Raw genomic sequence first — 23,088 nt, 5'->3', positions numbered from 1 at the left:
GCCCTCGCCCGTTTGAGCCGCGATAAGGGATGCGTCGACGAAGAGCGGACGGGGTTCCTGTCCAGCCCCCCCAGCCCGCCCGGTCACGAGACGCTTCTCGTCGGCATGCAAAGGAACCCGCGTGGCCCGTCCCCTCCGGCCACGCGGGTTTTCTTTTGATTGAAGTCCGGAGACCTCAGTGTTCGGGGGTGGCGGCTTCCAGCACGCCCAGGATGCGGCCGCCCTTGGCGCCCTGCACCAGGACCACGCTTTCAAGCCCGTCATCGGCCGAGGCCGGCAGGCGATAGAGCTTGGGCCGGCCAGCCCAGGGACCCAGCTTGACCAGCTCGCGCACCACGTTGCGGTGAACCAGGGTCTGACCCTTGTTGTCGCCGCGCTTGACGACGATGTCCTGCTCACGCGGGTCGTAGCGGACCAGCCAGACGTCGGCGCCGCCGCGCGGGGCCGGACCCGAGCCCACGGCGACGCGCGCCTTGCCCACGAACAGCATGTCCGGCGGATCGATGGGTGAGCGCCGGGCGGTCTTGACCAGGTCCTCGACCGCCTCGGCCTTGGCGCCCGACACCTGGACGCGACCGCCGACCACCATCTGGGGCGTGGGCACGTCGCGCAGGGCGAACTTCTTGGCGTAGGCGCGCTGGCGTTCGGCGAAGCCCGGCTTGGCGAAGGTGTCCTTCCAGCCGAGGTAGTCCCAGTAGTCGACCGCATAGGTCAGGGCCAGGACGCCGTCCTGCTTGGACAGATCCGCCGCCAGCTGGTTGGCCTTGCCGCAGGACGAGCAGCCCTGGGCCGTGAACAGCTCGACCACCACCGGAGCCTTCTGGGCCCAGGCGGCAGGAACGATGACGCCGGACAGGGCCAGGGCGAACAGGGAGAGGGCGGCCTTACGCATTGCGGGTCACTTAAGCCAAGAACGCCCGAGATAGCCGTTCACGAGGCCGTGAATAGCATCGGTCCATGGGGAGAAAAGCGGGAGACATCGTTGTCACGCGCTCCGCCAACGAAAACGGCCGACCCCCGAGGGGGCCGGCCGCCTATTCGTGCGTCTGAACGCGTCGCTTAGCTGGCCGACTTGGCCAGGTTGCGCAGCACGTAGTTCAGCACGCCGCCGTTCTTGAAGTACTCGAGCTCGGTCGGCGTATCGATGCGGCAGCGGACCGGGAAGCGGGCGATGCGGCCGTCGGTCGGGCGGTAGAGCTCGACGATCAGCTGCTTGCGCGGCGCCAGATCCGTCAGACCACGGATCGAGACGATCTCCTCGCCGGTCAGCTCCAGCTTCTGCCAGCCGTCCTGCACGAACTGCAGCGGCAGCACGCCCATGCCGACCAGGTTCGAGCGGTGGATACGCTCGAAGCTTTCGCAGATCACCGCGCGGACGCCCAGGAGCTTGGTGCCCTTGGCGGCCCAGTCGCGCGACGAGCCGGTGCCGTATTCCTTGCCGCCGAACACGACCGCCGGACGACCTTCGGCCTGGTACTTCATGGCCGCGTCGTAGATCGGCATCACTTCACCGGTCGGGAAGTGCTTGGTCACGCCGCCTTCGATCTCCGGGGTGATCTTGTTGCGGATGCGGATGTTGGCGAACGTGCCGCGCATCATGACCTGGTGGTTGCCGCGGCGGGCGCCGTAGCCGTTGAAGTCCACCGGCTGAACGCCGTTGTCGATCAGGTACTGACCGGCCGGGCTGCTGGTCTTGATCGAACCGGCCGGGCTGATGTGGTCGGTGGTGATCGAGTCGCCGAACACGGCCAGGATGCGGGCTTCCACGATGTCGGTGACCGGGGTCGGGGTCATCGAGATGTTGGGGAAGTACGGCGGGTTCTGGACGTAGGTCGAGTCGCCTTCCCACGCGTAGGTCTGGCCGCCGGTCACCTTGATGCCCTGCCAGTTCTTGTCGCCCTTGAAGACGTCGCCGTAACGGGTGGCGAACATCTTCTCGTTGATGGCCTTGCGCTGCAGGGTCGCGATGTCTTCGTTCGAAGGCCAGATGTCCTTCAGGAAGACGTCGTTGCCCTTCTTGTCCTGGCCGATCGGCTGGGTGGCCAGGTCGATCTTCATCGTGCCGGCCAGGGCGTAGGCCACCACCAGCGGCGGCGAGGCCAGGTAGTTGGCGCGCACGTCCGGGTTCACCCGGCCTTCGAAGTTGCGGTTGCCCGAGAGCACGCTACACGCGACCAGGTCGGCGTCGTTGATCGTCTTGCTGATGGCTTCCGGCAGCGGGCCCGAATTGCCGATGCAGGTGGTGCAGCCGTAGCCCACCAGGTTGAAGCCGAGAGCATCGAGGTGCTTGGTCAGGCCGGCCTTGGCCAGATAGTCGGTGACGACCTGCGAGCCGGGGGCCAGCGAGGTCTTCACCCACGGCTTGACCTTCAGGCCCTTGGCCACCGCGTTCTTGGCCACCAGGCCGGCGGCGATCAGGACCGAGGGGTTGGACGTGTTGGTGCACGAGGTGATGGCGGCGATGACCACGTCGCCGTGGCCGACGTCGAAGGTCTCGCCCTCGACCGGCGCGCGCAGGTCGGGCTGGTCGCTCTTGCCGAACTCGCCGACCAGCGATTCATGGAACTTGTACGAGGCTTCCGACAGCAGGACGCGGTCTTGCGGACGCTTGGGGCCGGCCAGCGACGGGAGCACCGACGACAGGTCCAGCTCCAGCGTGTCGGTGAAGGTCGGCTCGGCCGTGCCCGGCTCCCACCACAGACCCTGCTCCTTGGCGTAGGCTTCGACCAGGGCGACGCGCTCGGCCGTGCGGCCGGTGCCCTTCAGATAGGCGATGGTCGAGGCCGAGATCGGGAAGAAGCCGCAGGTGGCGCCGTATTCCGGCGCCATGTTGGCGATGGTCGCCTGGTCTTCCAGGGTCAGGTTGGCCAGGGCGTCGCCGTAGAATTCGACGAACTTGCCGACCACGCCCTTCTTGCGCAGCATCTGGGTGACGGTCAGCACCAGGTCGGTCGCGGTCGCGCCTTCCGGCATGGCGCCGGTCAGCTTGAAGCCGATGACTTCCGGGATCAGCATCGGGATCGGCTGGCCCAGCATCGCGGCCTCGGCCTCGATGCCGCCCACGCCCCAGCCCAGAACGGCCAGGCCGTTGACCATGGTCGTGTGGCTGTCGGTGCCGACGACGGTGTCGGGATAGGCGACTTCATCGCCGTCGACTTCGTTCGTCCAGACCGTCTGAGCCAGGTATTCGAGGTTCACCTGGTGGCAGATGCCGGTGCCGGGCGGCACGACGCGGAAGTTGTTGAACGCCGACGAACCCCAACGCAGGAAGCGATAGCGCTCGATGTTGCGCTCGTACTCGCGCTTGACGTTGTCGTCATAGGCCTTCGGGTTACCGAAGTTGTCGACCATCACCGAGTGGTCGATGACCAGGTCGACCGGGTTCAGCGGGTTGATCTTGGCCGGGTTGGCGCCCAGGGCGACCATGGCGTCGCGCATGGCGGCCAGGTCGACGACGGCGGGAACGCCGGTGAAGTCCTGCATCAGGACGCGGGCTGGGCGGAAGCTGATCTCGTGCTCGACCGAGCCCTTGTTCTGCAGCCAGGCGGCGACGGCCTTCAGGTCGTCTTCCGACACCGAAACGCTGTCTTCGTTGCGGAGCAGGTTCTCCAGCAGAACCTTCATCGACACCGGCAGCGACGAAGTTCCGGTCAGACCGGCTTCCTCAGCGGCGCGAAGGCTGTAATAGACGTAAGACTTGTTGCCGACCTTCAGTTCGCGGCGGGCTTTCAGGCTGTCAACAGACGCCATGCTCAAGGATCCTTCTCTGTCCACGGCCGTCCGAAAACCGCTCCCGGGATCACGCGCTGATCGAAGGGGACACACAGGTTCCGCCTCCGCGCCGCGTACCACCCAAAACGACTGGAGGGGGACGACCGCGCGCTTCTTAGCGCCACCTCCGCCGAACGTCCATGTCGCGCGCGGGGTCTTGGCATGTTGAGAGTTGTTCTCATTAAGGAACTGGCGATCGCGCGGGGCGAACGCACGCTGTTTTCCGGGATGAATCTGACCCTGGGCGCCGGCGAGGCGGCGGTGCTGGTGGGCCGCAACGGGGCGGGCAAGACCAGCCTGCTGCGGGCCGTGGCGGGCTTGCTGCGGCCGGTCGAGGGAACCATCGCCTTCGAGGGCGAGGCCGGGCCGATCGAGGCCGACACGGCGCGGGCCGAGCACCTGCACCTGCTGGGTCACCAGGATGGGCTGAAGTCCAGCCGAACGGCCTGGGAAGAGCTGCGCTTCCAGACCCTGTGGACCGGCGGAACCGAGGACAGCGCCCGCGCCGCGGCCAAACGCTTCGACCTCAATCGCCTGCTGGACCTGGAGGTCCGCCGCCTGTCGGCCGGCCAGCGCCGCCGCCTGGCCCTGGCGCGGCTGGCGGCCAGTCCGCGGTCGCTGTGGCTGCTGGACGAGCCGATGGCTCCGCTGGACGCCGGCCAGCGCGCGGCGTTCGGAACGGTGATGGCCGAACACCTGGCCGGCGGCGGCATGATCCTGGCCTCGGTTCACGATCCGCTGCCGATCCCGGCGCGTAGCGTGGAGGTCGGGGCATGAAGGCGTTCGGCGTCCTCCTGAAGCGGGAGCTGGCCCTGGCCTGGGGTAAGGGCGGCGGGCCGCTGCTGGCCCTGACCTTCTATGCCTGCGTCGTCGTGCTGCTGCCGATGGCCTCGGGCCGCGCGCCCGAACGGCTGGCGGCGATCGCGCCCGGCATCGCCTGGCTGGCGCTGGCGCTGGCGGCGCTGCTGTCGCTGGAGCGCCTGTTCGAGCGCGACTACGAGGACGGAACCCTGGACCTGCTGGCGCTGGGCCCCGCCCCGCTGGAAGCCGTCGCGGTCGCCAAGTGTCTGGCCCAGTGGCTGGCCACCGGCGCGCCGCTGGCCCTGGCCGCGCCCGTCGCGGCCCTGATGCTGGGCGCTGATCTCAAGGTGATGCCGCTGCTGGTGCTGTGCGCCCTGGCCGGCGGTCTCGCCTTCGCCTTCCTCGGCGGTCTCGGCGCGTCCCTGGCCCTGGGCAGCAAGCGCGGCGGCCTGCTGGTCGCGGTGATCGTCCTGCCGCTGTTCGCCCCGCCGGTGATCTTCGGGGCCGGGGCGCTGGACGGCTATTCGGCCGGCCTGCCGTGGACGGGCGGGCTGCTGCTGCTGCTGGCCTATTGCGTCGGCGCCATCGCCCTGTCGCCTTTGGCCATGGGCGCGGCGTGCCGGAACGCGCTGGACTAGGGAGCCAGGATCAGGGGGTGGGGGCCACCGTCGCTTGCACGTCGCCCAGCGCCGCCGCCTTCTCGCCCAGCACCACCGCCAATGAGCCGCCGATGATCAGCAGGCCGCCGGCGAACAGGGCCGCGGTCAGGTGGTCGCCGAACAGCAACACGCCGCAGCACGCGCCGATCAGCGGCTCGATATTGATGAACACCCCGGCGCTGGCCGCCCCGACGCGGGCGGCGCCGTACTGCCAGGCGGCGGTGGCCAGCAGGGTGGCCAGGACGCCCTGGGCCAGGATCGCGGCCCAGACGGGCGCGCTCAGGGTCAGTTTCGGCGGGCCATGCATGGCGAAGGCTAGGGGCAGGACGGTCACGGCGGCGATGATGATCGACACCGCCGGGATGGCCATGGCGTTCGGAGCCTTCGGCGCGCGGCGCAGGGTCAGCAGCCATGCTAGGAACAGGAAAAGCGCCCCCAGCGACAGCGCCACGCCCCAGGGTGAGCTGGCGCCGTCCGGCTTGCCGGCGATCAGGGCCGCGCCCAGGGTCGCCGCCGCCACGCCCGCCCACGACATCCGCGAAACCTTCTCGCCCAGCACCTTGGCGCTGACCGCGATCAGGGCCGGCATGGCGCCCACGAGCAGAGCCGCGACCGTCACCGATACGTGCGCCAGACCTTCGAACTGGACCATGAAGGCGATCCCGTAGAGCACCCCCGCCAGCAGCACGACGGGCGACTTGAACAGGGCCCGGACCTCGGGCGAGCGCAGGGCGAACGGCGCGGCGGCCAGAGCCGCGACCCCGAAGCGCAGCAGCACCATGTGGGCCGCGTCCATTTCGGTCAGGATCAGCTTGCCGGTGGGAAAGCCGAGGCCCCAACACAGGCCCGCCAGCGCCAGGGCGACGAAAGCGATCGACTTCATGCAAGGACTCCGGGCCGGAAACGCGGGCAGACCGGCGCGGACGCGCGGCGGGACCGGCGTCCTCTAGATCATGGCGATCCCGGAACTGGCAGCTGACATAAAGCACGCCCGCTGGAGGGCAAGCCCGGAACCTTTTCGGGCGTTCGTCAAACATGGAACATTGTTCATGTTTTCGGACATTTTCGCGCCATATCGCGATGGCCAAGCTCTCGTCATCATACGACAGGGAGCTCACAACCATGCGTAAAACCCTTACCCGCCTGGCGCTCGCGGGCGCCGCCACCACGCTTCTGGCCGGCGCGGCCCTGGCCCAGGTTCCGCCGCCCCCGGCGCCGCCGGCGCCGCCGCCGCCGCCCGAGGCGCCCTTGCCGCCGCTTCCGCCGCTGCCCCCGATGGAGATGATGATGGCCATGGGGCCGGACGCGATGTTCATGCACCAGGGCCGGCACGTCGATCCCGAAAAGCGCGCCCAGCGCCTGCGCGACATCCTGCAGCTGCGCGGTGACCAGGACGGCGCCCTGAAGGCCTATGTCGAGGCCACCACGCCGAAGATCGTCATCGAGAAGCGCGAAGTCTCCAAGGGCGACAAGGACGGCGACAGGATGGAGCGCGCCGAACGCGCCCCGCCGACCACGCTGGAGCGCCTGGACCGCATGACCAAGGCCGCGGACGCCATGAAGAAGCGCGCCGAGGCCACCCGCGCCTTCTACACGGCCCTGACCCCGGCTCAGCAGAAGACCTTCGACATCCTGGGCATGGGCGAGGGTGAAGGCGACCAGCACGTCTTCGTCCGCCGCTTCGAGACCGGCGGCGGGCCGGCCGTGTTCAAAAACGGCCAGCGCAAGGTGGTCATTGAGCGCAAGGTCGGCTGACCCCGACCGAGCACGAAGGCGCGGCGGGCCTGCGACCGCCGCGCCTTCTCCGCTTCAGTAGCGATACGACCATTGCCCACGCTCTCGCCGCGCTCTAAGCAGCCGATATGGACGCGCGCCACACGTTCGACTTCCTGACCAATCCCGAGCGGTTCATGGCCTTCTCGCGGTGGGCCGCGCCGTGGCTGGGCGCGCTGTCGGCCCTTGCTGGCTTCGCTGGTCTCGTCATGACCTTCCTGGTCCCCGAGGACTATCAGCAGGGCGACACGGTACGGATGATGTTCATCCACATCCCGGCCGCCTCGCTCGCCATCTTCATCTATGTCTGCCTCGGCGTGGCCAGCTTCCTGGCCCTGGTGTTCCGCCAGGCCCTGGCCGACCTCGCCGCCCAGGCCTGCGCCCCGATCGGCGCGGTCTATACCGCCCTGGCCCTGATCACCGGCTCGCTGTGGGGCAAGCCGATGTGGGGGACCTGGTGGGTGTGGGACGCGCGCCTGACCTCGGTGCTGGTCCTGCTGCTGTTCTATCTCGGCTACATGGCCCTGCGCGGCGCCCTGGAAGACGAGCAGAAGGCCGCCCGCGCCGCCGCGATCCTGGCCCTGGTCGGCCTGATCAACCTGCCGATCGTCAAGTTCTCGGTCGAGTGGTGGAACACCCTGCACCAAGGCTCCTCGACGTTCATGGCCAAGGACGGCGACGGCCTGCCGGCCATCTACGCCTGGCCGGCCGCTCTGATGGGCCTGGCCTATCTCGGGGCGTTCGGCGCCCTGTGGCTGGTCCGTATCCGAGCCCTGGTCTGGCGGCGCAAGGCCCGGAGCCTCTCCATGAAGCTGGCGGAGGGCGAGCGATGAGCTTCGATTTCGACGCCGGCAAGTACGCCGTCTATCTGTGGCCCGCCTTCGCCATCTCGGCGCTGGCCTTCGCCTGGATGATCGGCGACAGCCTGCTCACCGCCCGCCGCTGGAAGCGCGAGGCCCAGCGCCTGCAGGCAGAGCTCGACGAGCAGGCCTCGTGAAGCGCTGGCTGGCCTTCGCGCCGCTGATCGTGCTGATCGCCCTGGCGGCCCTGTTCGCCGGCTTCGCCCTCAAGCGCGACCCGCACGTCCAGCCCCACGCCCTGGTCGGCAAGCCGATGCCGGCCTTGTCGCTGCCCGAGCTCGACAGCGGCCGCCCGGCTCCGATCCGCGCCTCGACGGACGGCCCGATCCTGGTCAACTTCTTCGCCTCCTGGTGCGCCCCCTGCGAAGTCGAGCACCCGCAGCTGATGGCGCTGAAGGCTCAGGGCGTGAAGGTGGTCGGGATCGCCTACAAGGACGCTCCGGCCAACACCCAGGCCTTCCTGACCCGCCTGGGCGATCCCTTCGCCGAGCGGCTGGTCGATCGCGACGGCCGCGCTGGGCTTGAGTTCGGGGTCACCGGCGTGCCGGAGACCTATCTCGTCGGCTCGGACGGCGTGATCATCGCCAAGCACACCGGCCCGCTGACGCCCGACGCGGCCGAGGACCTGCTGAAGAAGGCGCGCTAGAGCATTTTCCGACGAAGTGGATACCGGTTCGTCGTCAGAAAATGCGTCAAAACAACAAGCTAGAGCCCGCTACTTCACGCAGGTCTTGGGCGACACGGTCTGGCGCTCCATGCCGGCGAGCATGGCCAGGGCCTCGGCCTTGGCGACCGGGTGCAAGGCGCCGCGCCCGTCGGCGACCTGATAGTCACAGTCGAGAAGCTGGAACGGCGGCTTTTCATCGGTCGTGTGGCGCTCGACCAGCATCTGGCCGGCGGAGGTCCAGACCGAGCTGACGTCGGTCACCAGGATCTGGCGGTCGGGCGAACGGACCCAGGTCTCGCCCTTCCCGCCGACCGTGACCTGGTAGCCGTTCGGCAGGACCTGCTTGCTCGGAATCATCGAGCCGACCATCGAGGCGATGAACAGCCCGGCCGCGCCCAGGACGATCAGGAAGATTATCTTCTGCCGGTTCACGGGGTCTCCAGACGCCAGGTCTCGCGCAAGGGTGCGCTCTCAGGTCGCGGAGCTAGCGCGTTAACGCGGCGTTGACCATACTCGCCGAACCTCTGTTAACCATGTTACAGTCCGCGTCATGAGCAACGTTCGCCCGGCCGGCTGGCCGTCCGTCCCGTCGAAGACCGCCGTCGCCACTCCTAATAGTGTAGGTGGCGCGGGTCCGGTCGCCCAGACGCGCGCGGCGTTCTTCCAGCAGGCCTTGGGCGATGCGGCCCCGACCCGTCCGGCCGTCGCGCCGTCGACGGTGCAGATGCAGACAATGGCCCAGCCGCAGCAGCGCCAGGCGCCGGCCAAGCCGTTCGTGCAGCCGGACGCGCAGCCCACGAGGATCCTGCGTCCGGGCTCGCTGCTGAATATCGTGGTCTAACCCGAGGGTCAGGCCGCCTTCTTGGCGGCCTTGTCCTTCTTGGGCTTCTTGTCCTTTTTCGGCTTTTCGGCCTTTACCGCCTTGGGCTTCTTGGCCTTGGGCTCGGCTTCGGCCGGGTGCAGCTCGGCGCCGGCCATGTCGGACAGCAGGTCGAGGAAGCCCTCGCGCTTGCCGGGCTTCAGCAGGGCCAGGATCCGAGCGTCGGCCATGCCGACCATCGGGCGGATGGCCTCCAGCGCCTCACGGCCGGCGTCGGTCAGGCGGACGCTATTGGCGCGGGCGTCCTCGCTGGAGCGCTGACGCTCGAGGTGGCCCTTGGTGATCATGCGGGCGACCATGTCGGCCAGGGTCGAACGGTCGATGCCGGTGGCGCGGACGAGGGCGGTCTGGGTGACGCCCTCGTTCTCGGCCACGGCGGCCAGCACGGCGAACTGGCGCTGGGTGACCCCGGCCTCGCCGCACTCTTCGGCGTAGATGTCGAGGGCCAGTTGCAGGACCCGGTGAAGCAGGTGGCTGGGCGAGCGCTCCAGGAGACCGCCGACCGTCTTTTCGCCCTTGCTCTTGGCCATGCTCGCGCCCCCGTTCCCGCAGGCCGTACTCGGCCGACGGACGAACGCTAGCACTCTTACACGTCGATTTGACGACAACGGTCCGTGGACGGCGGATACCGGAAGGCTAGCGTCTCTGGAAAGACGCGTCCCTAGAAGCCTGCGTCCGGGGGTTCGGCCGCGGCAGGCTCATCACCCTTGGCCATGTGCTTCATCATGAACGGCACCTGGGTGGCGACGAACACGAGCGCCAAGGGCAAGAGACCAAGACGGAACTTCACCCAGGTGTCGGTGTCCTGGGTGTTGCGGACGATCTCGTTCAGCAGGGCGACGACACCGAAATAGCCGCCATAGCGCAGGGTCAGGGTGCGCCAGGCCGCGTCGGACAGGTGCAGGGCCTCGCCCATGATCAGCTTCAGCGGCTGGCGGCCGGTGAAGACGCCGCCGAACAGGAAGCCGGCCAGGGCCAGGTTGATCACCGTGACCTTGATCTTCACGAAGACGTCGGAGTGGAAGATCAGGCCCAGCGCGCCGAAAATCAGCGCCATGCCGCCGAAGAACAGCGGCAGCAGGGCCAGGCGACGCTCGACCGCGAAGCCGATGGCCAGGGCGGCGGCCGAGGCCGCGACCAGCACCCAGGTGGCCTTCTGGAAATCCTTGGTGACGAAATAGGCGACGCCGAAAGCGATGGCCGCGCCGTAGTCGACGACCGTCCGGACCCAGCCGTTGCTCTTCTTCGGAGTCTCTGCGGACGCTTCGCTCACGGATCAGTCCTTCAGGCCGACGAGGGAGCGCGAAAAGGCGCGGGCGTCGAACGGTTGCAGATCTTCGACGCCCTCGCCGACGCCGATCAGCTTGATCGGGCTGTCGGAGGCGCGCGCCACCGGCACCAGCACCCCGCCGCGCGCGGTGCCGTCCAGCTTGGTCATGACAATCCCGGACACGCCGACCTGGTTGCCGAAGATCTTCTCCTGGGCCAGGGCGTTGCGGCCGACCGTGGCGTCCAGCACCAGCAGGGTCTCGTGCGGATAGTCCGGATCGACCTTCTTCACGACACGGATGACCTTGAGCAGCTCGTCCATCAGGCCTTGCTTGTTCTGAAGGCGGCCGGCGGTGTCGATCAGCACCACGTCATAGTGTTCGGCCTTGGCGCGCTCGACGGCCTCGTAGGCCAGGGCGGCGGCGTCGGAGCCGGTCGGCTTGGACATGAAGTCGGCCCCGGCCCGGTCGGCCCAGACCTTCAACTGCTCGACGGCGGCGGCGCGGAAGGTGTCGCCGGCGGCGATCAGGACGCGCGCGCCCTTCTCGGTCAGGTCGGCGGCGATCTTGCCCAGGGTCGTGGTCTTGCCCGAGCCGTTGACGCCGATGAACAGCACCACATAGGGGCGCGGACCGGCCAGCGGATCGAAACTGCCCTGGCGGTCGGAGAGCTCGGCGGCGATCAGCTCGGCCAGGGCTTCCTTGACCTCGTCGTCGCTGGACGACTTACCGAAGCGCGCCTTGCCGAAGGCTTCGGTGATACGGGCGGCGATCTGCGGGCCAAGGTCGGCCTCGATCAGCATCTCTTCCAGCGCGTCCAGCTGTTCCTGGTCCAGGGGCTTCTTGGTGAAGACCCCGGTGACCTGGTCGGTCATCTGCTGGGACGACCGGGTCAGGCCTGACGTGAGGCGCTGAAACCAGCCTTTTTTCTGCTCGGGCTTATCGCTCATGCGCGCTCCTTTAGGGGAACGGGCGAAAGTGTAAATCGGATATTACCGGGGCGGGGTTAGCGCGGTGGCGTGACGCATGCGATGTACGGGCATGGACGTGCACCTTGACCCGCTTGGAACCGCCCTTTCCTGGCTCGACTATGCCGCCGTGGCCGTTTTCGGGGCAACGGGCGCCCTCGCGGCCGCTCGGCGCAAACATGACATCATCACCTTCGGATTCTTCGCGGCGATCACCGGGGTTGGCGGCGGGACGCTGCGCGACCTGCTGATCGGCGCGCCGGTCTTCTGGGTGCAACGACCGGGCTACATCATCGCCTGCCTGGCGGCGGCCACCGTGGTCTGGCTGCTGGGCAAGCGCGGCTGGCGGTTCCGCGCCCTTCTGTGGCTCGACGCCCTGGGCATGGCCGCCTATGCCGTGGTCGGCACCGCCAAGGCGCTCAGCCTGGGCGTCCATCCGTTCAGCGCCGTGGTCATGGGGGTGCTGACCACCGCCTTTGGCGGCGTGATCCGCGACGTGCTGGCCGAGGAGCCGAACCTGCTGCTGCGCCGGGAGATCTACATCACCGCCGCCTTGCTGGGGGCCAGCGTATTCGCCGTGCTGCAGCTATTGGGCGCGCCGTTCTGGCCGGCGGGTATCGCGGGGTTCGTGGCGGCGTTCGGCCTACGGGCCTGCGCGATCAAGTTCGGGTGGAGCTTGCCGGGCTTTATCGGCGAAGAGGCCGAGTAGGCCTACCCCTTCGGCGTCAGCTTGAACGTCACCTTGTAGCCGTTGTGGTCGGACAGCACCGGCTCATCGGCCCCGTCGAAGGTGGCCTCGACCGCCTTGGGCGTGACCTCGACGGCGTCGCCGCCCAGGAAGCCGATCAGGTCCTGGGTGTTCAGCCATGGCGCTTCGCCCGTGTAAGAGATCTGGGTGTCGCAGGCGCCCGGGTTCTCGTGACACCAGCGGCTGACCACCATGAACGGATAGTCGCTCATCATCTTGTCGAAGCGATCGGGCGAACGGCGGATATTGAAGTCGCCGCCGACGATCAGCGGCGCGCCGGGCGTGCGGCTGGCCTGCAGGAAACGGCCCAGCTCCTGGGTCTGCAGGAAGTGCGCCTCGTTGTAGCGCTTCCGCGGCACCTTCGAGGCGCCGTGCGAATTGAGGTGGGTGTCGGCGATCTCGACCGAGGTGGGCAGGCCGGCGACCTGGATCGAGACCAGCATCACCCCCTTGTTGGCCAGGCAATCCAGGCCCGCGCAGTAGCGATAGGCGTGCGACTTGACCCAGTCGATCGGATGATTGGACAGCACCCACAGGCCGCTGGAGCCCCACTTGCCCCAGCCCTCGCCCTGGCGGCGATACTTCACGCGCCGGTAGTCGGTCTTCTCGTCCTTCAGATAGTTGGTGTCGCGCTGGCCCTTGCGCGGTCCTCTGGCGACGTAGGGATAACCGCTCTGGTCGACCAGGTCCCAGATCTCGTCGCGGAAGCCTTCCTGGATCAGGACGACGTCGGGCTCCTTGCCCTTGGCGCGCATTTCGGCCAGTTCGCGGCCGATCTGCTTCAGCGCCTTTCCTCGGCCCTTGCGGACCAGCGAGGGCAGGCCCTCGACATTGTAGGTCATGACGCTGAGGGTCACGGGCTTCACGGTGTCGGCGCGGGCCGGCGAGGCGGTCAGCAGGGCTAGCGCCAGAAGGGCCCAGGCTGACCGGATCAGTTTGCACGCTCCGCGATGACGTGGGTCCCGTCGTGGCCGGTGACCGTGAAGGTTACAATCTCGCCCAGCGGCGCTTCGCCCGTGAAGCGGATCTCGGTGAAATCGTCGGCGCGGGCGACCCCGTCGCGCTCCACCAGGCCCGGCAGGGTGCGGCCGACCTGACGCCGCAGGTGACGCTCCAGGCCGCGTTGGCCGGCTTCGCGCAGGCGCCGGGCCCGCTCCTTGATCAGCGGCCCCTTCACCGGCGGCATCCGCGCGGCCGGCGTGCCCGGGCGGGCGCTATAGGGAAAGACATGCAGGAAGGCCAGGCCCGCCTCCTCGACCAGGTTCAGCGTGTTCTGGAACGCCTCTTCGGTCTCGGTGGGGAAGCCGGCGATCAGGTCGGCGCCGAAGGCGGTGTCGGGACGCACGCGGCGCACCTCGGCGACCAGTTTCAGCGCGTCCTCGCGGCTGTGGCGACGCTTCATGCGCTTGAGGATCAGGTTGTCGCCGGCCTGCAGGGACAGATGCAGATAGGGCATCAGGCGCGGCTCGGTCTCGAGCAGCTTGAACAGGTCCGGATCGATCTCGGCCGCGTCGATCGACGACAGCCGCAGGCGCGGCAGGTCGGGGACCATGCGCAGGATTCGGCCGACCAGCTGGCCCAGGGTCGGCGCGCCTGGAAGATCCGTGCCCCACGAGGTCACGTCGACGCCGGTCAGCACGACCTCGCGATAGCCCTCGGCGGCCAGCTTGCGGACCTGCTCGACGACCTCGCCCGCCGGAGCCGAGCGCGAGTTTCCCCGGCCGTAGGGGATGATGCAGAAGGTGCAGCGGTGGTCGCAGCCGTTCTGGACCTCGACATAGGCCCGGGCGCGGTCCTTGAGGCCGTCGATCAGGTGACCGGCGGTCTCCTTGATGGACATGATGTCGTTGACCCGCACGCGGGTCGAGGTGTCGGTCAGCGCGCCCGGCGCGGCCTTCTCGGCGTTGCCGAGCACAAGGTCGACCTCGGGCATGGCGGCGAAGGCGGCCGGATCGACCTGAGCGGCGCAGCCGGTGACGATAATCCTGGCGCCCGGCCGCTCGCGGCGGGCCTTGCGGATCGCCTGACGCGCCTGGCGCACGGCCTCGTTGGTCACGGCGCAGGTGTTGAACACCACCGCGTCCGACAGACCGTCGGCGGCGGCGCGGGCCCGCATCGCCTCGCTCTCATAGGCGTTCAGGCGGCAGCCGAAGGTGACCACGTCGACGCCGTCGGGGCCGGACATCGTCGTGGCCGGACCGCCTTCCTCGCCCCGCTCATTTTCATTTTGGGCGGGCTTGGGCTTCGGTGTCGCCTTTATGACGGTGTAGGTGGTCATGACCTCAGGCCGCGACCGTCTCCGGCAGCTTGCCGGCATATTCCATGGTGATCGGCCCGGTCATGATCACGTGACCGTCGCTCTCGCGCCATTCGATGACGAGGGAGCCGGTCTCGAATGCGACCGTCGCCTTGCGGTCGGTCAGGCCGCGCCGCACGGCGGCGACCTGGGCGGCGCAGGCGCCGGTGCCGCAGGCGGCGGTCAGGCCCGCGCCGCGTTCCCAGACCTTCAGCTGGATATGATCGCGCGCCGCGATATGCGCGAAGCCGACATTGACGCCTTCCGGGAACAGCGGGTGGTGCTCGACCAGGCTGCCCGTCCCCTTGGCGAAGGCGTCGCTGACCGGCGCGTCGACGAAGAACACCACGTGCGGATTGCCCATCGAGACGCAGACCGGCGTGTGGACCAGCGGCGCGTCGATCGGGCCAACCTGCAGCTCGACTCGCTCGGTGTTCATCTCTTCCGAAAGCGGGATCTGGGTCCAGTCCAGGCCCGGCTGGCCCATGTCGACGGTGACCAGCTTATCACCGGCCGCGACGCCCGACAGGCGGCCCGCCACGGTGTCGAACGTCACCGCGTCCTTTCCAGCGGATTGCATCAGCAGCCACGCCACGCAGCGGGTGCCGTTGCCGCAGGCGCCGGTCTCCTCGCCGTCGGCATTCCAGAACCGCACATAGGCCGAGGCGCCTGGCGCCTTGGGCGGATCGATGGCGATCACCTGGTCGCAGCCAATCCCGCCGTTGTCGCCTTCAGAATCCGGCCGTTTGGCGATCGCGCGGATCGCCTCGGGGGTCGGTTCAAAGGTCTGGGTCTGGGTCTCGATGACGACGAAGTCGTTGCCCAGCCCGTTCATCTTCAGGAAGGTGCGGCTCATAGCCGGGCTATATAGTGGAAAGTCGAGCGAAATGCACCGCGACGAACAGGACCAGGGCGGTCTTCGCCTTCGCGCCCGACTGCGGGCCCTCTATCACGGCGCTTCACCGACGGCGGTGCGGTTTCGCTATGCGATCATCCTGATCGACGTGGCGATCATCGCCTTCTTCATCGCCGCCCCGCTGATGCAGCGGCACGGCCTGACCTTCTATCTGATCGACTACGGGGTGGCGGCCTTCCTGGCGCTGGACCTTGTCGCGCGCGCCATCGCCCACGGCGACATCAGATCCTGGCTGAAGAAGCCGATCAGCTGGCTGGACCTGTTCGTGCTGGCCACCCTGCTGTTCCCGGCCTGGCTGTTCAACTTCGGCTTCCTGCGGGTGCTGCGCCTGTGGACCCTGATCCATAGCGAGTTCTTCTGGCGCACGGTCGGCCGGCGCTATGACGACACGCGGATCGAGGACATCACCCGGGCGGCCAGCTCGCTGGTCACCTTCGTCTTCGTGGTCACGGGCTTCGTCTATTCCAGCTTCGCCGGCCGTCACGAGGGCATCGCCGGCTATGTCGACGCCCTCTATTTCACCGTTACCAGCCTGACGACCACCGGCTATGGGGACGTCACCCTGCCGGGCGTGTGGGGCAAGCTCTTGTCCATGGCGGTGATGCTGGGCGGGGTGTCGCTGTTCATCGGCCTGATCCAGTCGATCCTGCGGCCGCACAAGGTCATCTATCAGTGCCACGCCTGCGGCTTGCGCCGGCACGATCCCGACGCCGTCCACTGCAAGGCCTGTGGCGTCCTGCTGAACATTCCGGACGACGGCGCGTGATCGGCCCGGCCTAGCTCTGGCGCGGGGAAAATTTTCCGATACCGTCCCCCCCCATGACCCTGCTCCGCACCTGTTCCGTCGTGGCCCTGGCCGCCATGCTCGCCGCGCCTGCCTTCGCCCAGGACGCCGATCCGCATCTGGCGCTGGAGGCGGTGGAAAGCCCCGACTCCCTGGCCTGGGTAAAGACCCAGAACGACAAGACCCTGCCGGTCCTGTCGGGCGATCCGCGCTATGCCGGCCTGCAGGCGGAGGCGCTGAAGATCCTGTCGACCAAGGACCGGATCGCCATGCCGAACTTCATCGGCAAGACGGTGTTCAACTTCTGGCAGGACGAGACCCATGTGCGCGGCGTGTGGCGGCGCACGAGCCTGGAGTCCTACAAGACCGCCGCCCCGCAGTGGGAAACGGTCCTCGACCTGGACGCCCTGGCCAAGGCCGAGGGCAAGAACTGGATCTGGAAGGGCGCCGACTGCCGTCCCAAGACCCACGACCGCTGCCTGGTGAACCTGTCGAACGGCGGCAAGGACGCCGTGACGGTCCGCGAGTTCGACCTGACCACCAAGAGCTTCGTCGACCCCGCCGCCGGCGGCTTCGTGCTGCCCGAGAGCAAGCAGTCGATCGAGTGGCTGGACCCCGACACCCTGATCCTGACCCGCGATTGGGGTGAAGGCACGACCACCAAGAGCGGCTACGGCTTCGTCATCAAGACCCTGAAGCGCGGCCAGGCCCTGGACCAGGCCGCCGAGGTCTTCCGCGGCCAGGCCTCCGACGTCTCGGCGCGGCCGAACGTGCTGCGCGACGCGGTGGGGAACACGGTCGTGCTGCTGACCCGCGCCACCGACTTCTTCCACGACGAGACCTATCTGTGGGACGGCAAGGAGACCAAGCGCCTGCCGATCCCCGAAAAGGTCGGGGTGCGCGGCCTGCTGAACGGCAAGCTGGTGATGAAGATCGAGGAGCCGTGGAGCTGGGGCTCGGCCGGGCGGTTCAAGGCCGGTTCGGTCGTGGCGGCCTCGCCGAGCATGCTGCTGTCGCCGGACGCTGTCGGTAAGGCCGCCCCCGTCCTGCTGCTCGCCCCGGAAGACCGCCAGTCGATCGACCAGATCGCCGTCACCGACCACCGGGTCGTCGTCGCCCTCTATGACAATGTCCGTGGGCGCGTCCTCACGCTCGAGGATCGCGGACCGGCCGGGATCAAGGCCACCACCCTGCCCGTCATCGACAACGCCGCCGTCTCGCTCGGCTCGCATTCCGATGAAGGGGACGATGTCTTCTACACCGTCGAAGGCTTCCTCGATCCGACCCAGCTGAAGCTGGCCGACGCGACCGGGACCACCGCTCAGACCGTCAAGGCGCTGCCCGCCCAGTTCGAGACCAAGGACCTGGTCGTCGAGCAGAAGTCGGCGACCTCGAAAGACGGCACGGCGATCCCCTATTTCCTGGTCCACAAGCAGGGCTGGAAGCTGGACGGCCAGAACCCGACCCTGCTGCACGCCTATGGCGGCTTCAACCTCTCCAAGCTGCCGGTCTATGACCCGCTGATCGGCAAGCTGTGGCTGGAACGCGGCGGCGCCTATGCGGTGGCCAATATCCGCGGCGGTGGCGAGTTTGGTCCCGGCTGGCACGAGGCGGCGCTGAAGGCCAACCGCCAGCGCGCCTATGACGACTATTTCGCCGTCGCCGAGAAGATGATCGCCGACAAGGCGACCACGCCGCGCCACCTGGGCGCCTATGGCCGCTCGAACGGCGGGCTGCTGATGGGCGTGGCCCTGACCGAGCGTCCGGACCTGTGGAACGCGGTGGTGGTTGAAAGCCCGCTGCTGGACATGATCCGCTACACTTACCTGCCGGCCGGGGCCTCTTGGATCGGCGAATATGGCGACCCGGCCATCCCGGCCGAACGCGCCTGGATCGAGAAGTACAGCCCGTACCAGAACCTGAAGGCCGGCGTGAAATACCCGCTGGCCTACATCACCACCTCGACCAAGGACGACCGCGTCCACCCCGGCCACGCCCGCAAGTTCGCGGCCAGGATGGACGATCTGGGGGTCGACCATCTCTATTTCGAGAACACCGACGGCGGCCACGCCAATGGCGCCGACCCCAAGGCCAACGCCAGGCGCTGGGCGCTGCACTACACCTACCTGTCACGCCAGCTGATGGATCACTAAGTGCGTAAGCTCCTGACCCTTCTCCTCGCGTCCACGAGTCTGATGACCATCACCCCCGCGACCGCCGCCGAAACCAATAGTGGGGCCGACAAGCCCAAGGCCACCGAAGAAGCCCGCACCCCGCTCACGGAGCTGGGCAAGAACGATCCCTATCTCTGGATGGAAGAAATCGAGGGGACGCGCGCCATGGACTGGGCCAAGGCCCAGAACGCCAGGACCCTGCCCGTTCTGCAGGGCGACAAGCGCTATGCGGATCTCGAGGCCAAGGCCCTGGCGATCCTCAACGCCAAGGACCGCGTGCCCGGCGTCTCGTTCGCCGGTGACGGCTCCTTGCGCAACTTCTGGCAGGACGCCGACCACGTGCGCGGCGTCTGGCGCAAGACCAGCCTGGAGAGCTACCGCACGGCCGATCCGGTCTGGGAGACGATCCTCGACATCGACGCCCTGTCCAAGGCCGAAGGCGCCAACTGGGTGTTCAAGGGCGCGTCCTGCCTGCCGCCCGAGGACACGCGGTGCCTAGTCACCCTGTCGAACGGCGGCAAGGACGCCGTGACCGTCCGTGAGTTCGACACCACAACGAAGACTTTCGTTTCCGGCGGCTTCGTCCTGCCCGAGGGCAAGCAGAACTACACCTGGCTGGACAAGGACACCCTGCTGGTCGGCCGCGAGTGGAAGCCGGGCGAATTGACCAAGTCCGGCTATGCCTATGTCCTGAAGACCGTGAAGCGCGGCCAGAGCCTGGACCAGGCGGTCGAGGTGTTTCGAGGGACGGAGACCGACGTCTCGGTCAATCCGTTCGTGCTGCGCGACGCCGACGGCGAGGCCGTGGCCGTGATGGCGGGCCGGGGCGTCACTTTCTTTGAAGCCGAGACCTATCTGATCGAGGGCGACAAGCCCGTGAAGCTGGACCTGCCGCTGAAGAGCTCGGTCCAGGGCTATGTCGCCGGCCAGATGGTCGTGCTGATGGAGCAGGACTGGAAGGGCTTCAAGACCGGCGACCTGGTCAGCTTCGACCTGGCCAGGCTGAAGGCGGCGCCGGATCAGGCCGTGGCGACCCTGGTCCTGCGCCCGACCGCGAGGCAGTCCGTCGAGCAGGTCACCACCACCCGCACCAAGCTGGTCGTGGGTCTGCTGGACAACGTCAAGGGCGCGGCCAGGGTGCTGACCCACGGCGCGAACGGCTGGACGTCACAGTCCCTGGACCTGCCGGCCAACAGCGCCATCGGCCTGGGCTCGACCGCCGAGACGGACGAGCGCCTGTTCGTCACCGTCACCGGCTACCTGGCGCCCACCACCTACTGGCTGGCCGACGCCGGCTCGCTGAAGCTGGAGCAGGTCAAGGCCTCGCCGGCCCGCTTCGACGCCTCGACCCACGTGGTCGAGCAGTTCGAGGCGACCAGCACCGACGGAACCAAGATTCCCTACTTCGTCGTGCGGCCCAAAGGCATCAAGTACGACGGCCAGGCCCCCACCCTGCTCTACGCCTATGGCGGCTTCCAGGTGCCGATGACCCCCGGCTATTCGGGCGTGATGGGCAAGCTATGGCTGGAGCGCGGCGGCACGTACGTCGTGGCCAACATCAGGGGCGGCGGCGAGTTCGGCCCTGCCTGGCACGAGGCGGGCCTGAAGGCCAACCGCCAGAAGGTCTATGACGACTTCTTCGCCGTGTCGCAGGACCTGATCACCCGCAAGATCACCTCGCCGCGCCGCCTGGGCATCATGGGTGGCAGCAACGGCGGCCTGCTGATGGGCGTGGCCCTGACCCAACGGCCCGAGCTGTACAACGCCATCGTCGTGCAGGTGCCGCTGTTCGACATGATCCGCTACAGCCAGATCGGGGCCGGCGCCTCGTGGGTCGGCGAGTATGGCGACCCGGCCATCCCGTCCGAGCGGGCGGTGATCGCCAAGTACGACCCCTATTCCAACCTCAAGGCCGGCCGGAACTATCCCGAGGTGTTCATCGAGACCTCGACCAAGGACGACCGCGTCCACCCGGCCCACGCCCGCAAGGCGGCGGCCAAGCTGGAAGAGCTGGGCTATCCGGTGCTCTATTACGAGAACATCGACGGTGGCCACGCGGCCAGCGCCAACCTGGCCGAGACCGCCCGTCGCCAGGCGCTGGAATATGTCTACCTGTCGAAGAAACTGATCGACTGATTGCGATCCGCTCATCCCGCGACCCGTGGGTGAGCGGATTTCGCGGAACGCCGTATCGTCAACTCTACTGAAAGTTATCGGCGCCAGGATGCGCTCCGACAAAGCCGTCGGAACCATCGCCGTGTCCATCCAAGTCGTCAAAGCCCTGGACCTTTCGCCCGCCGACATCGCGCGGTGGGAAGAACTGCGCCGGGGCCAGAGCCGGCTGGATTCACCGTTCCTGTCGCCGCAATGGACCTTGGCCGTCGCCAAGGCCCAGGGCGACAAGGGCCACGAGGTCAAGGTCGCCATCCAGCGCGGGCCGGAGGGCGAGGCCATCGGCTTCCTGCCCGCCCGGGTCCGTCAGGACGTGGCCATGCCTGTCGGCGCGCCGATGTGCGACTATCAGGCCCTGATCGCCGCGCCCGGCGCGACCATGGATCCGCGCGACCTGCTGATCGCCCTGGGCGCGCACCGCATCGACTTCTGCCACATGATGGCCGACGACGTGACCCTGGCCCGCCACGCCCGTGGCCAGGCCGACAGCTGGGTTGTCGAAACCCCGGACGGCTACGAGGCCTACGCCGCCGAGCGCAAGGCCGCCGGCGTCGGGGTGTTGAAGGACATCGAGAAGAAGCGCCGCAAGGCCGAGCGCGAGGTTGGTCCCTGCCGCTTCACCGCCATGTCGGAAAGCCGCGCGGCCTTCGACCAGCTGCTGGCCTGGAAGCGCGTGCAGCTGCTGCTGACCCACCAGACCGACCTGTTCAAGACGCTCTGGGTCAACAAGCTGCTGGACGAGCTCTTCCAGATGCGCGACCCGAGCTTCGGCGGCGGGCTCTACACCCTGCACCTGGGCGAGCGCCTGGCCGCTGTACACCTGCACCTGCGCGGCGAGCACACGATCCACGGCTGGCTGATCGCCCACAATCCGGACCTGGAGCGCTATTCGCCAGGCCTGATGCTGTTCCAGGACATCCTGAAGAGCATGGACGGCACGCCCTATACGCGCCTCGACCTGGGCACGGGCGACTACCGCTTCAAGCGCGAGCTTTCCAACGCCCAGCAGAAGGTGGTGTTCGGCTTCCTGGGCTCGCCTTCGGTGCCGACCCTGGTGCGCCACGCGGTGTACGGCGTTCGCCAGATGGCCGAGGCCCTGCCGCTGGGTCGGATCTCCGAGATTCCCGGCAAGGCCATGCGCCGCATGGACCTGCTGCGCGGGCTGCACTAACGGGTCCGCGAACCTCGTCCTTCGACAAGCTCAGGATGAGGTTCACTACCAACAGGCTTTTATTCTGATCCTCACCCTGAGCTTGTCGAAGGGCGAGGATCACCCACTTAGTGGACCGCGTTGATCCGCATGGCCCTCGGATCGACGACGCCGGCCGCCCAGGCTCGGGTCCAGCCATATTTCAACTCGCCTTCGCGGAAAGCGAAGCGGTCGAGGTGCTTGGCCACCACGTCTTCCAGGCGGGCCAGGCCGTCGAGGTCGGCGGCCTCGACGGTGATGTCGAGACCGTCCGGATGGGCGACCATCCGGCAGGTTCCCAACGGCAGCGGGAACAAGGCCGAAGTCTCATCGTAGGTGACCTCGAACTTGTGGGCCCAGTGCTTGGCCAGCTGGGTCATGTAGCGGGCCGCCTTGTCGGTGGCGACCCGGGCATGGCTTTCCATGGCCCCCTCCCCTAGATGGCTTCGATGACCGCCGCGGCGTCATCCATGGCCTTGGCGACGGCCGCGATCTGCTCGGCCGTCAGCTGGCCGCCGTGCAGCTTGAGCCGCAGCGCGGTCTTCAGGTTCTCGCGGGCCCGCAGGATCTGCGGCGAGAAGGCGGCGCTGGCGGAAGCGGCCTCGGCCATGCGCTCGAACAGCGAACGGACCGGGGCGTCGTTGCTGACCAGGAACGTCACGCCCTCGGGCGTGATCGTATAGAGCTTCTTGCCGCCGCCGGCGTCACTGGCGGTGACGTAGCCCAGTTCCTCGAGAAGGGTCAGGGTCGGATAGACCACGCCCGGGCTCGGGGTATAGGCCCCGCCAGCGGCGGTCTCGATGGCCTTGATCAGCTCGTAGCCGTGGCTGGGCTTCTCCGCGATCAGCTTGAGGACCACGAAGCGCAGGTCGCCGTGGTCGAAGAACCGGCCCATGCGACCGCCGCGGCCACGCGGGTGACCAGAGTGATGACCGTCGTGACCGCCATGGAACCCGAAGGGATGACGGCCGTGATGCTCGTCGGCCTGACCGCGCCAGTGGCCGCGGTGATGATGATGTCGTCCAAACATGTGTGTTTTAGATCCTGTTTCGTTATATCGAAACGATAGATATATCGGATTGGCGCTTGGTCAAGAGCTATTCTCGATATATCGGATTAAGCCGCGAAATTATGAGCGACATCGAGGCGCCCTTTTGGAGCC

General features: G+C 67.8%; 24 protein-coding genes and 1 pseudogene. 13 read left to right on the top strand and 12 right to left on the bottom strand.

The features are described from left to right. Positions 1-175: 175 nt before the first annotated feature. Together ACW175_RS24390 and acnA are read right to left on the bottom strand one after the other, a co-directional pair. Positions 176-892: a DUF1223 domain-containing protein gene (locus ACW175_RS24390; protein ID WP_492102478.1), complete on the bottom strand. Its 717-nt coding sequence runs from the start codon at positions 890-892 to the stop codon at positions 176-178. A gap of 167 nt (positions 893-1,059) precedes the next feature. Continuing rightward, entirely contained in the window at positions 1,060-3,750 is a 2,691-nt protein-coding gene (gene acnA, locus ACW175_RS24385; RefSeq protein ID WP_492102477.1) for an aconitate hydratase AcnA, read from the bottom strand. A gap of 183 nt (positions 3,751-3,933) precedes the next feature. Here acnA and ccmA point away from each other — a divergent pair, with 183 nt between their 5' ends. After that, on the top strand, positions 3,934-4,548 hold the full coding sequence (gene ccmA, locus ACW175_RS24380) for a heme ABC exporter ATP-binding protein CcmA (RefSeq protein WP_492102476.1): 615 nt from the start codon (positions 3,934-3,936) through the stop codon (positions 4,546-4,548). Next, a complete protein-coding gene (gene ccmB / locus ACW175_RS24375; RefSeq protein ID WP_492102475.1) occupies positions 4,545-5,210 on the top strand; it encodes a heme exporter protein CcmB in 666 nt (221 codons plus the stop codon). The genes ccmA and ccmB overlap by 4 nt, the downstream gene beginning before the upstream one ends. Before the next feature lie 10 nt (positions 5,211-5,220). Here ccmB and ACW175_RS24370 read toward each other — a convergent pair whose 3' ends face one another. Beyond that, the gene (locus ACW175_RS24370; protein ID WP_492102474.1) at positions 5,221-6,114 is read right to left on the bottom strand and encodes a DMT family transporter; all 894 of its coding nucleotides are present in this window, start codon (positions 6,112-6,114) and stop codon (positions 5,221-5,223) included. Between the two features lie 239 nt (positions 6,115-6,353). On the opposite strand from ACW175_RS24370, the gene ACW175_RS24365 reads away from it, so the two are divergent. The 4 genes from ACW175_RS24365 to ACW175_RS24350 all read left to right on the top strand — a co-directional run bounded on the left by ACW175_RS24365 (position 6,354) and on the right by ACW175_RS24350 (position 8,510). Next, complete coding sequence (locus ACW175_RS24365) at positions 6,354-6,986, top strand: Spy/CpxP family protein refolding chaperone (protein WP_492102473.1); 633 nt, start codon at positions 6,354-6,356, stop codon at positions 6,984-6,986. 107 nt (positions 6,987-7,093) lie between these two features. After that, on the top strand, positions 7,094-7,837 hold the full coding sequence (gene ccmC, locus ACW175_RS24360) for a heme ABC transporter permease CcmC (RefSeq protein WP_492102472.1): 744 nt from the start codon (positions 7,094-7,096) through the stop codon (positions 7,835-7,837). Beyond that, positions 7,834-8,001 (top strand): heme exporter protein CcmD, encoded by a 168-nt coding sequence (gene ccmD / locus ACW175_RS24355; protein WP_492102471.1) that lies wholly within the window; start codon positions 7,834-7,836, stop codon positions 7,999-8,001. Before ccmC ends, ccmD begins: the two co-directional genes overlap by 4 nt. Beyond that, positions 7,998-8,510, top strand: coding sequence for a DsbE family thiol:disulfide interchange protein (locus ACW175_RS24350; RefSeq protein ID WP_492102470.1), 513 nt, complete (start codon positions 7,998-8,000; stop codon positions 8,508-8,510). The genes ccmD and ACW175_RS24350 overlap by 4 nt, the downstream gene beginning before the upstream one ends. 69 nt (positions 8,511-8,579) lie before the next feature. Here the strand turns inward: ACW175_RS24350 and ACW175_RS24345 are convergent, their stop codons facing one another. Beyond that, positions 8,580-8,963, bottom strand: a complete 384-nt coding sequence (locus tag ACW175_RS24345; protein ID WP_492102469.1) for a hypothetical protein — start codon at positions 8,961-8,963, stop codon at positions 8,580-8,582. Positions 8,964-9,081: 118 nt separating this feature from the next. Between ACW175_RS24345 and ACW175_RS24340 the strand changes: the two genes are divergently transcribed. Next, positions 9,082-9,372 (top strand): hypothetical protein, encoded by a 291-nt coding sequence (locus ACW175_RS24340; protein WP_492102468.1) that lies wholly within the window; start codon positions 9,082-9,084, stop codon positions 9,370-9,372. Positions 9,373-9,380: 8 nt separating this feature from the next. On the opposite strand, the gene ACW175_RS24335 is transcribed toward ACW175_RS24340, so the two are convergent. From ACW175_RS24335 to ftsY, 3 genes are all read right to left on the bottom strand, one after another. Beyond that, positions 9,381-9,941 (bottom strand): MarR family winged helix-turn-helix transcriptional regulator, encoded by a 561-nt coding sequence (locus ACW175_RS24335; protein WP_492102467.1) that lies wholly within the window; start codon positions 9,939-9,941, stop codon positions 9,381-9,383. A gap of 131 nt (positions 9,942-10,072) precedes the next feature. Then, a complete protein-coding gene (locus ACW175_RS24330) occupies positions 10,073-10,684 on the bottom strand; it encodes an inner membrane-spanning protein YciB (RefSeq protein ID WP_492102466.1) in 612 nt (203 codons plus the stop codon). A gap of 3 nt (positions 10,685-10,687) precedes the next feature. Then, positions 10,688-11,629 carry a signal recognition particle-docking protein FtsY gene (gene ftsY, locus ACW175_RS24325; protein ID WP_492102465.1) on the bottom strand — a complete coding sequence of 314 codons (942 nt, stop codon included), beginning with the start codon at positions 11,627-11,629 and terminating at the stop codon, positions 10,688-10,690. Positions 11,630-11,720: 91 nt separating this feature from the next. On the opposite strand from ftsY, the gene ACW175_RS24320 reads away from it, so the two are divergent. Beyond that, complete coding sequence (locus ACW175_RS24320) at positions 11,721-12,356, top strand: trimeric intracellular cation channel family protein (protein ID WP_492102464.1); 636 nt, start codon at positions 11,721-11,723, stop codon at positions 12,354-12,356. Positions 12,357-12,358: 2 nt separating this feature from the next. Here the strand turns inward: ACW175_RS24320 and ACW175_RS24315 are convergent, their stop codons facing one another. The 3 genes from ACW175_RS24315 to dapF all read right to left on the bottom strand — a co-directional run bounded on the left by ACW175_RS24315 (position 12,359) and on the right by dapF (position 15,547). Next, positions 12,359-13,252, bottom strand: coding sequence for an endonuclease/exonuclease/phosphatase family protein (locus ACW175_RS24315; RefSeq protein ID WP_492102463.1), 894 nt, complete (start codon positions 13,250-13,252; stop codon positions 12,359-12,361). Between the two features lie 74 nt (positions 13,253-13,326). Beyond that, a complete protein-coding gene (gene mtaB / locus ACW175_RS24310; protein ID WP_492102462.1) occupies positions 13,327-14,673 on the bottom strand; it encodes a tRNA (N(6)-L-threonylcarbamoyladenosine(37)-C(2))-methylthiotransferase MtaB in 1,347 nt (448 codons plus the stop codon). 4 nt (positions 14,674-14,677) lie between these two features. Then, positions 14,678-15,547 (bottom strand): diaminopimelate epimerase, encoded by an 870-nt coding sequence (gene dapF, locus ACW175_RS24305; RefSeq protein ID WP_492102461.1) that lies wholly within the window; start codon positions 15,545-15,547, stop codon positions 14,678-14,680. Between the two features lie 31 nt (positions 15,548-15,578). On the opposite strand from dapF, the gene ACW175_RS24300 reads away from it, so the two are divergent. The 5 genes and pseudogenes from ACW175_RS24300 to ACW175_RS24280 form a co-directional block, all read left to right on the top strand. Beyond that, positions 15,579-16,373, top strand: a complete 795-nt coding sequence (locus ACW175_RS24300; RefSeq protein WP_492102460.1) for a potassium channel family protein — start codon at positions 15,579-15,581, stop codon at positions 16,371-16,373. Between the two features lie 53 nt (positions 16,374-16,426). After that, positions 16,427-18,544 carry a prolyl oligopeptidase family serine peptidase gene (locus ACW175_RS24295; RefSeq protein ID WP_492102459.1) on the top strand — a complete coding sequence of 706 codons (2,118 nt, stop codon included), beginning with the start codon at positions 16,427-16,429 and terminating at the stop codon, positions 18,542-18,544. Continuing rightward, a complete protein-coding gene (locus ACW175_RS24290) occupies positions 18,545-20,701 on the top strand; it encodes a prolyl oligopeptidase family serine peptidase (RefSeq protein WP_492102458.1) in 2,157 nt (718 codons plus the stop codon). Positions 20,702-20,822: 121 nt separating this feature from the next. Continuing rightward, on the top strand, positions 20,823-21,908 hold the full coding sequence (locus ACW175_RS24285; protein ID WP_492102457.1) for a GNAT family N-acetyltransferase: 1,086 nt from the start codon (positions 20,823-20,825) through the stop codon (positions 21,906-21,908). 13 nt (positions 21,909-21,921) lie between these two features. Beyond that, positions 21,922-22,007: pseudogene (locus tag ACW175_RS24280) on the top strand (hypothetical protein); the annotation flags it as partial. A gap of 8 nt (positions 22,008-22,015) precedes the next feature. Here ACW175_RS24280 and ACW175_RS24275 read toward each other — a convergent pair. Further along, positions 22,016-22,351, bottom strand: a complete 336-nt coding sequence (locus ACW175_RS24275; protein WP_492102456.1) for a DUF2218 domain-containing protein — start codon at positions 22,349-22,351, stop codon at positions 22,016-22,018. A gap of 11 nt (positions 22,352-22,362) precedes the next feature. Continuing rightward, positions 22,363-22,956 carry a PadR family transcriptional regulator gene (locus tag ACW175_RS24270; protein WP_492102455.1) on the bottom strand — a complete coding sequence of 198 codons (594 nt, stop codon included), beginning with the start codon at positions 22,954-22,956 and terminating at the stop codon, positions 22,363-22,365. Positions 22,957-23,088 lie beyond the last annotated feature (132 nt).

This window comes from Caulobacter sp. FV1ye6ST, assembly GCF_058681225.1.
This window is presented reverse-complemented; position numbering and strand designations above follow the sequence as displayed.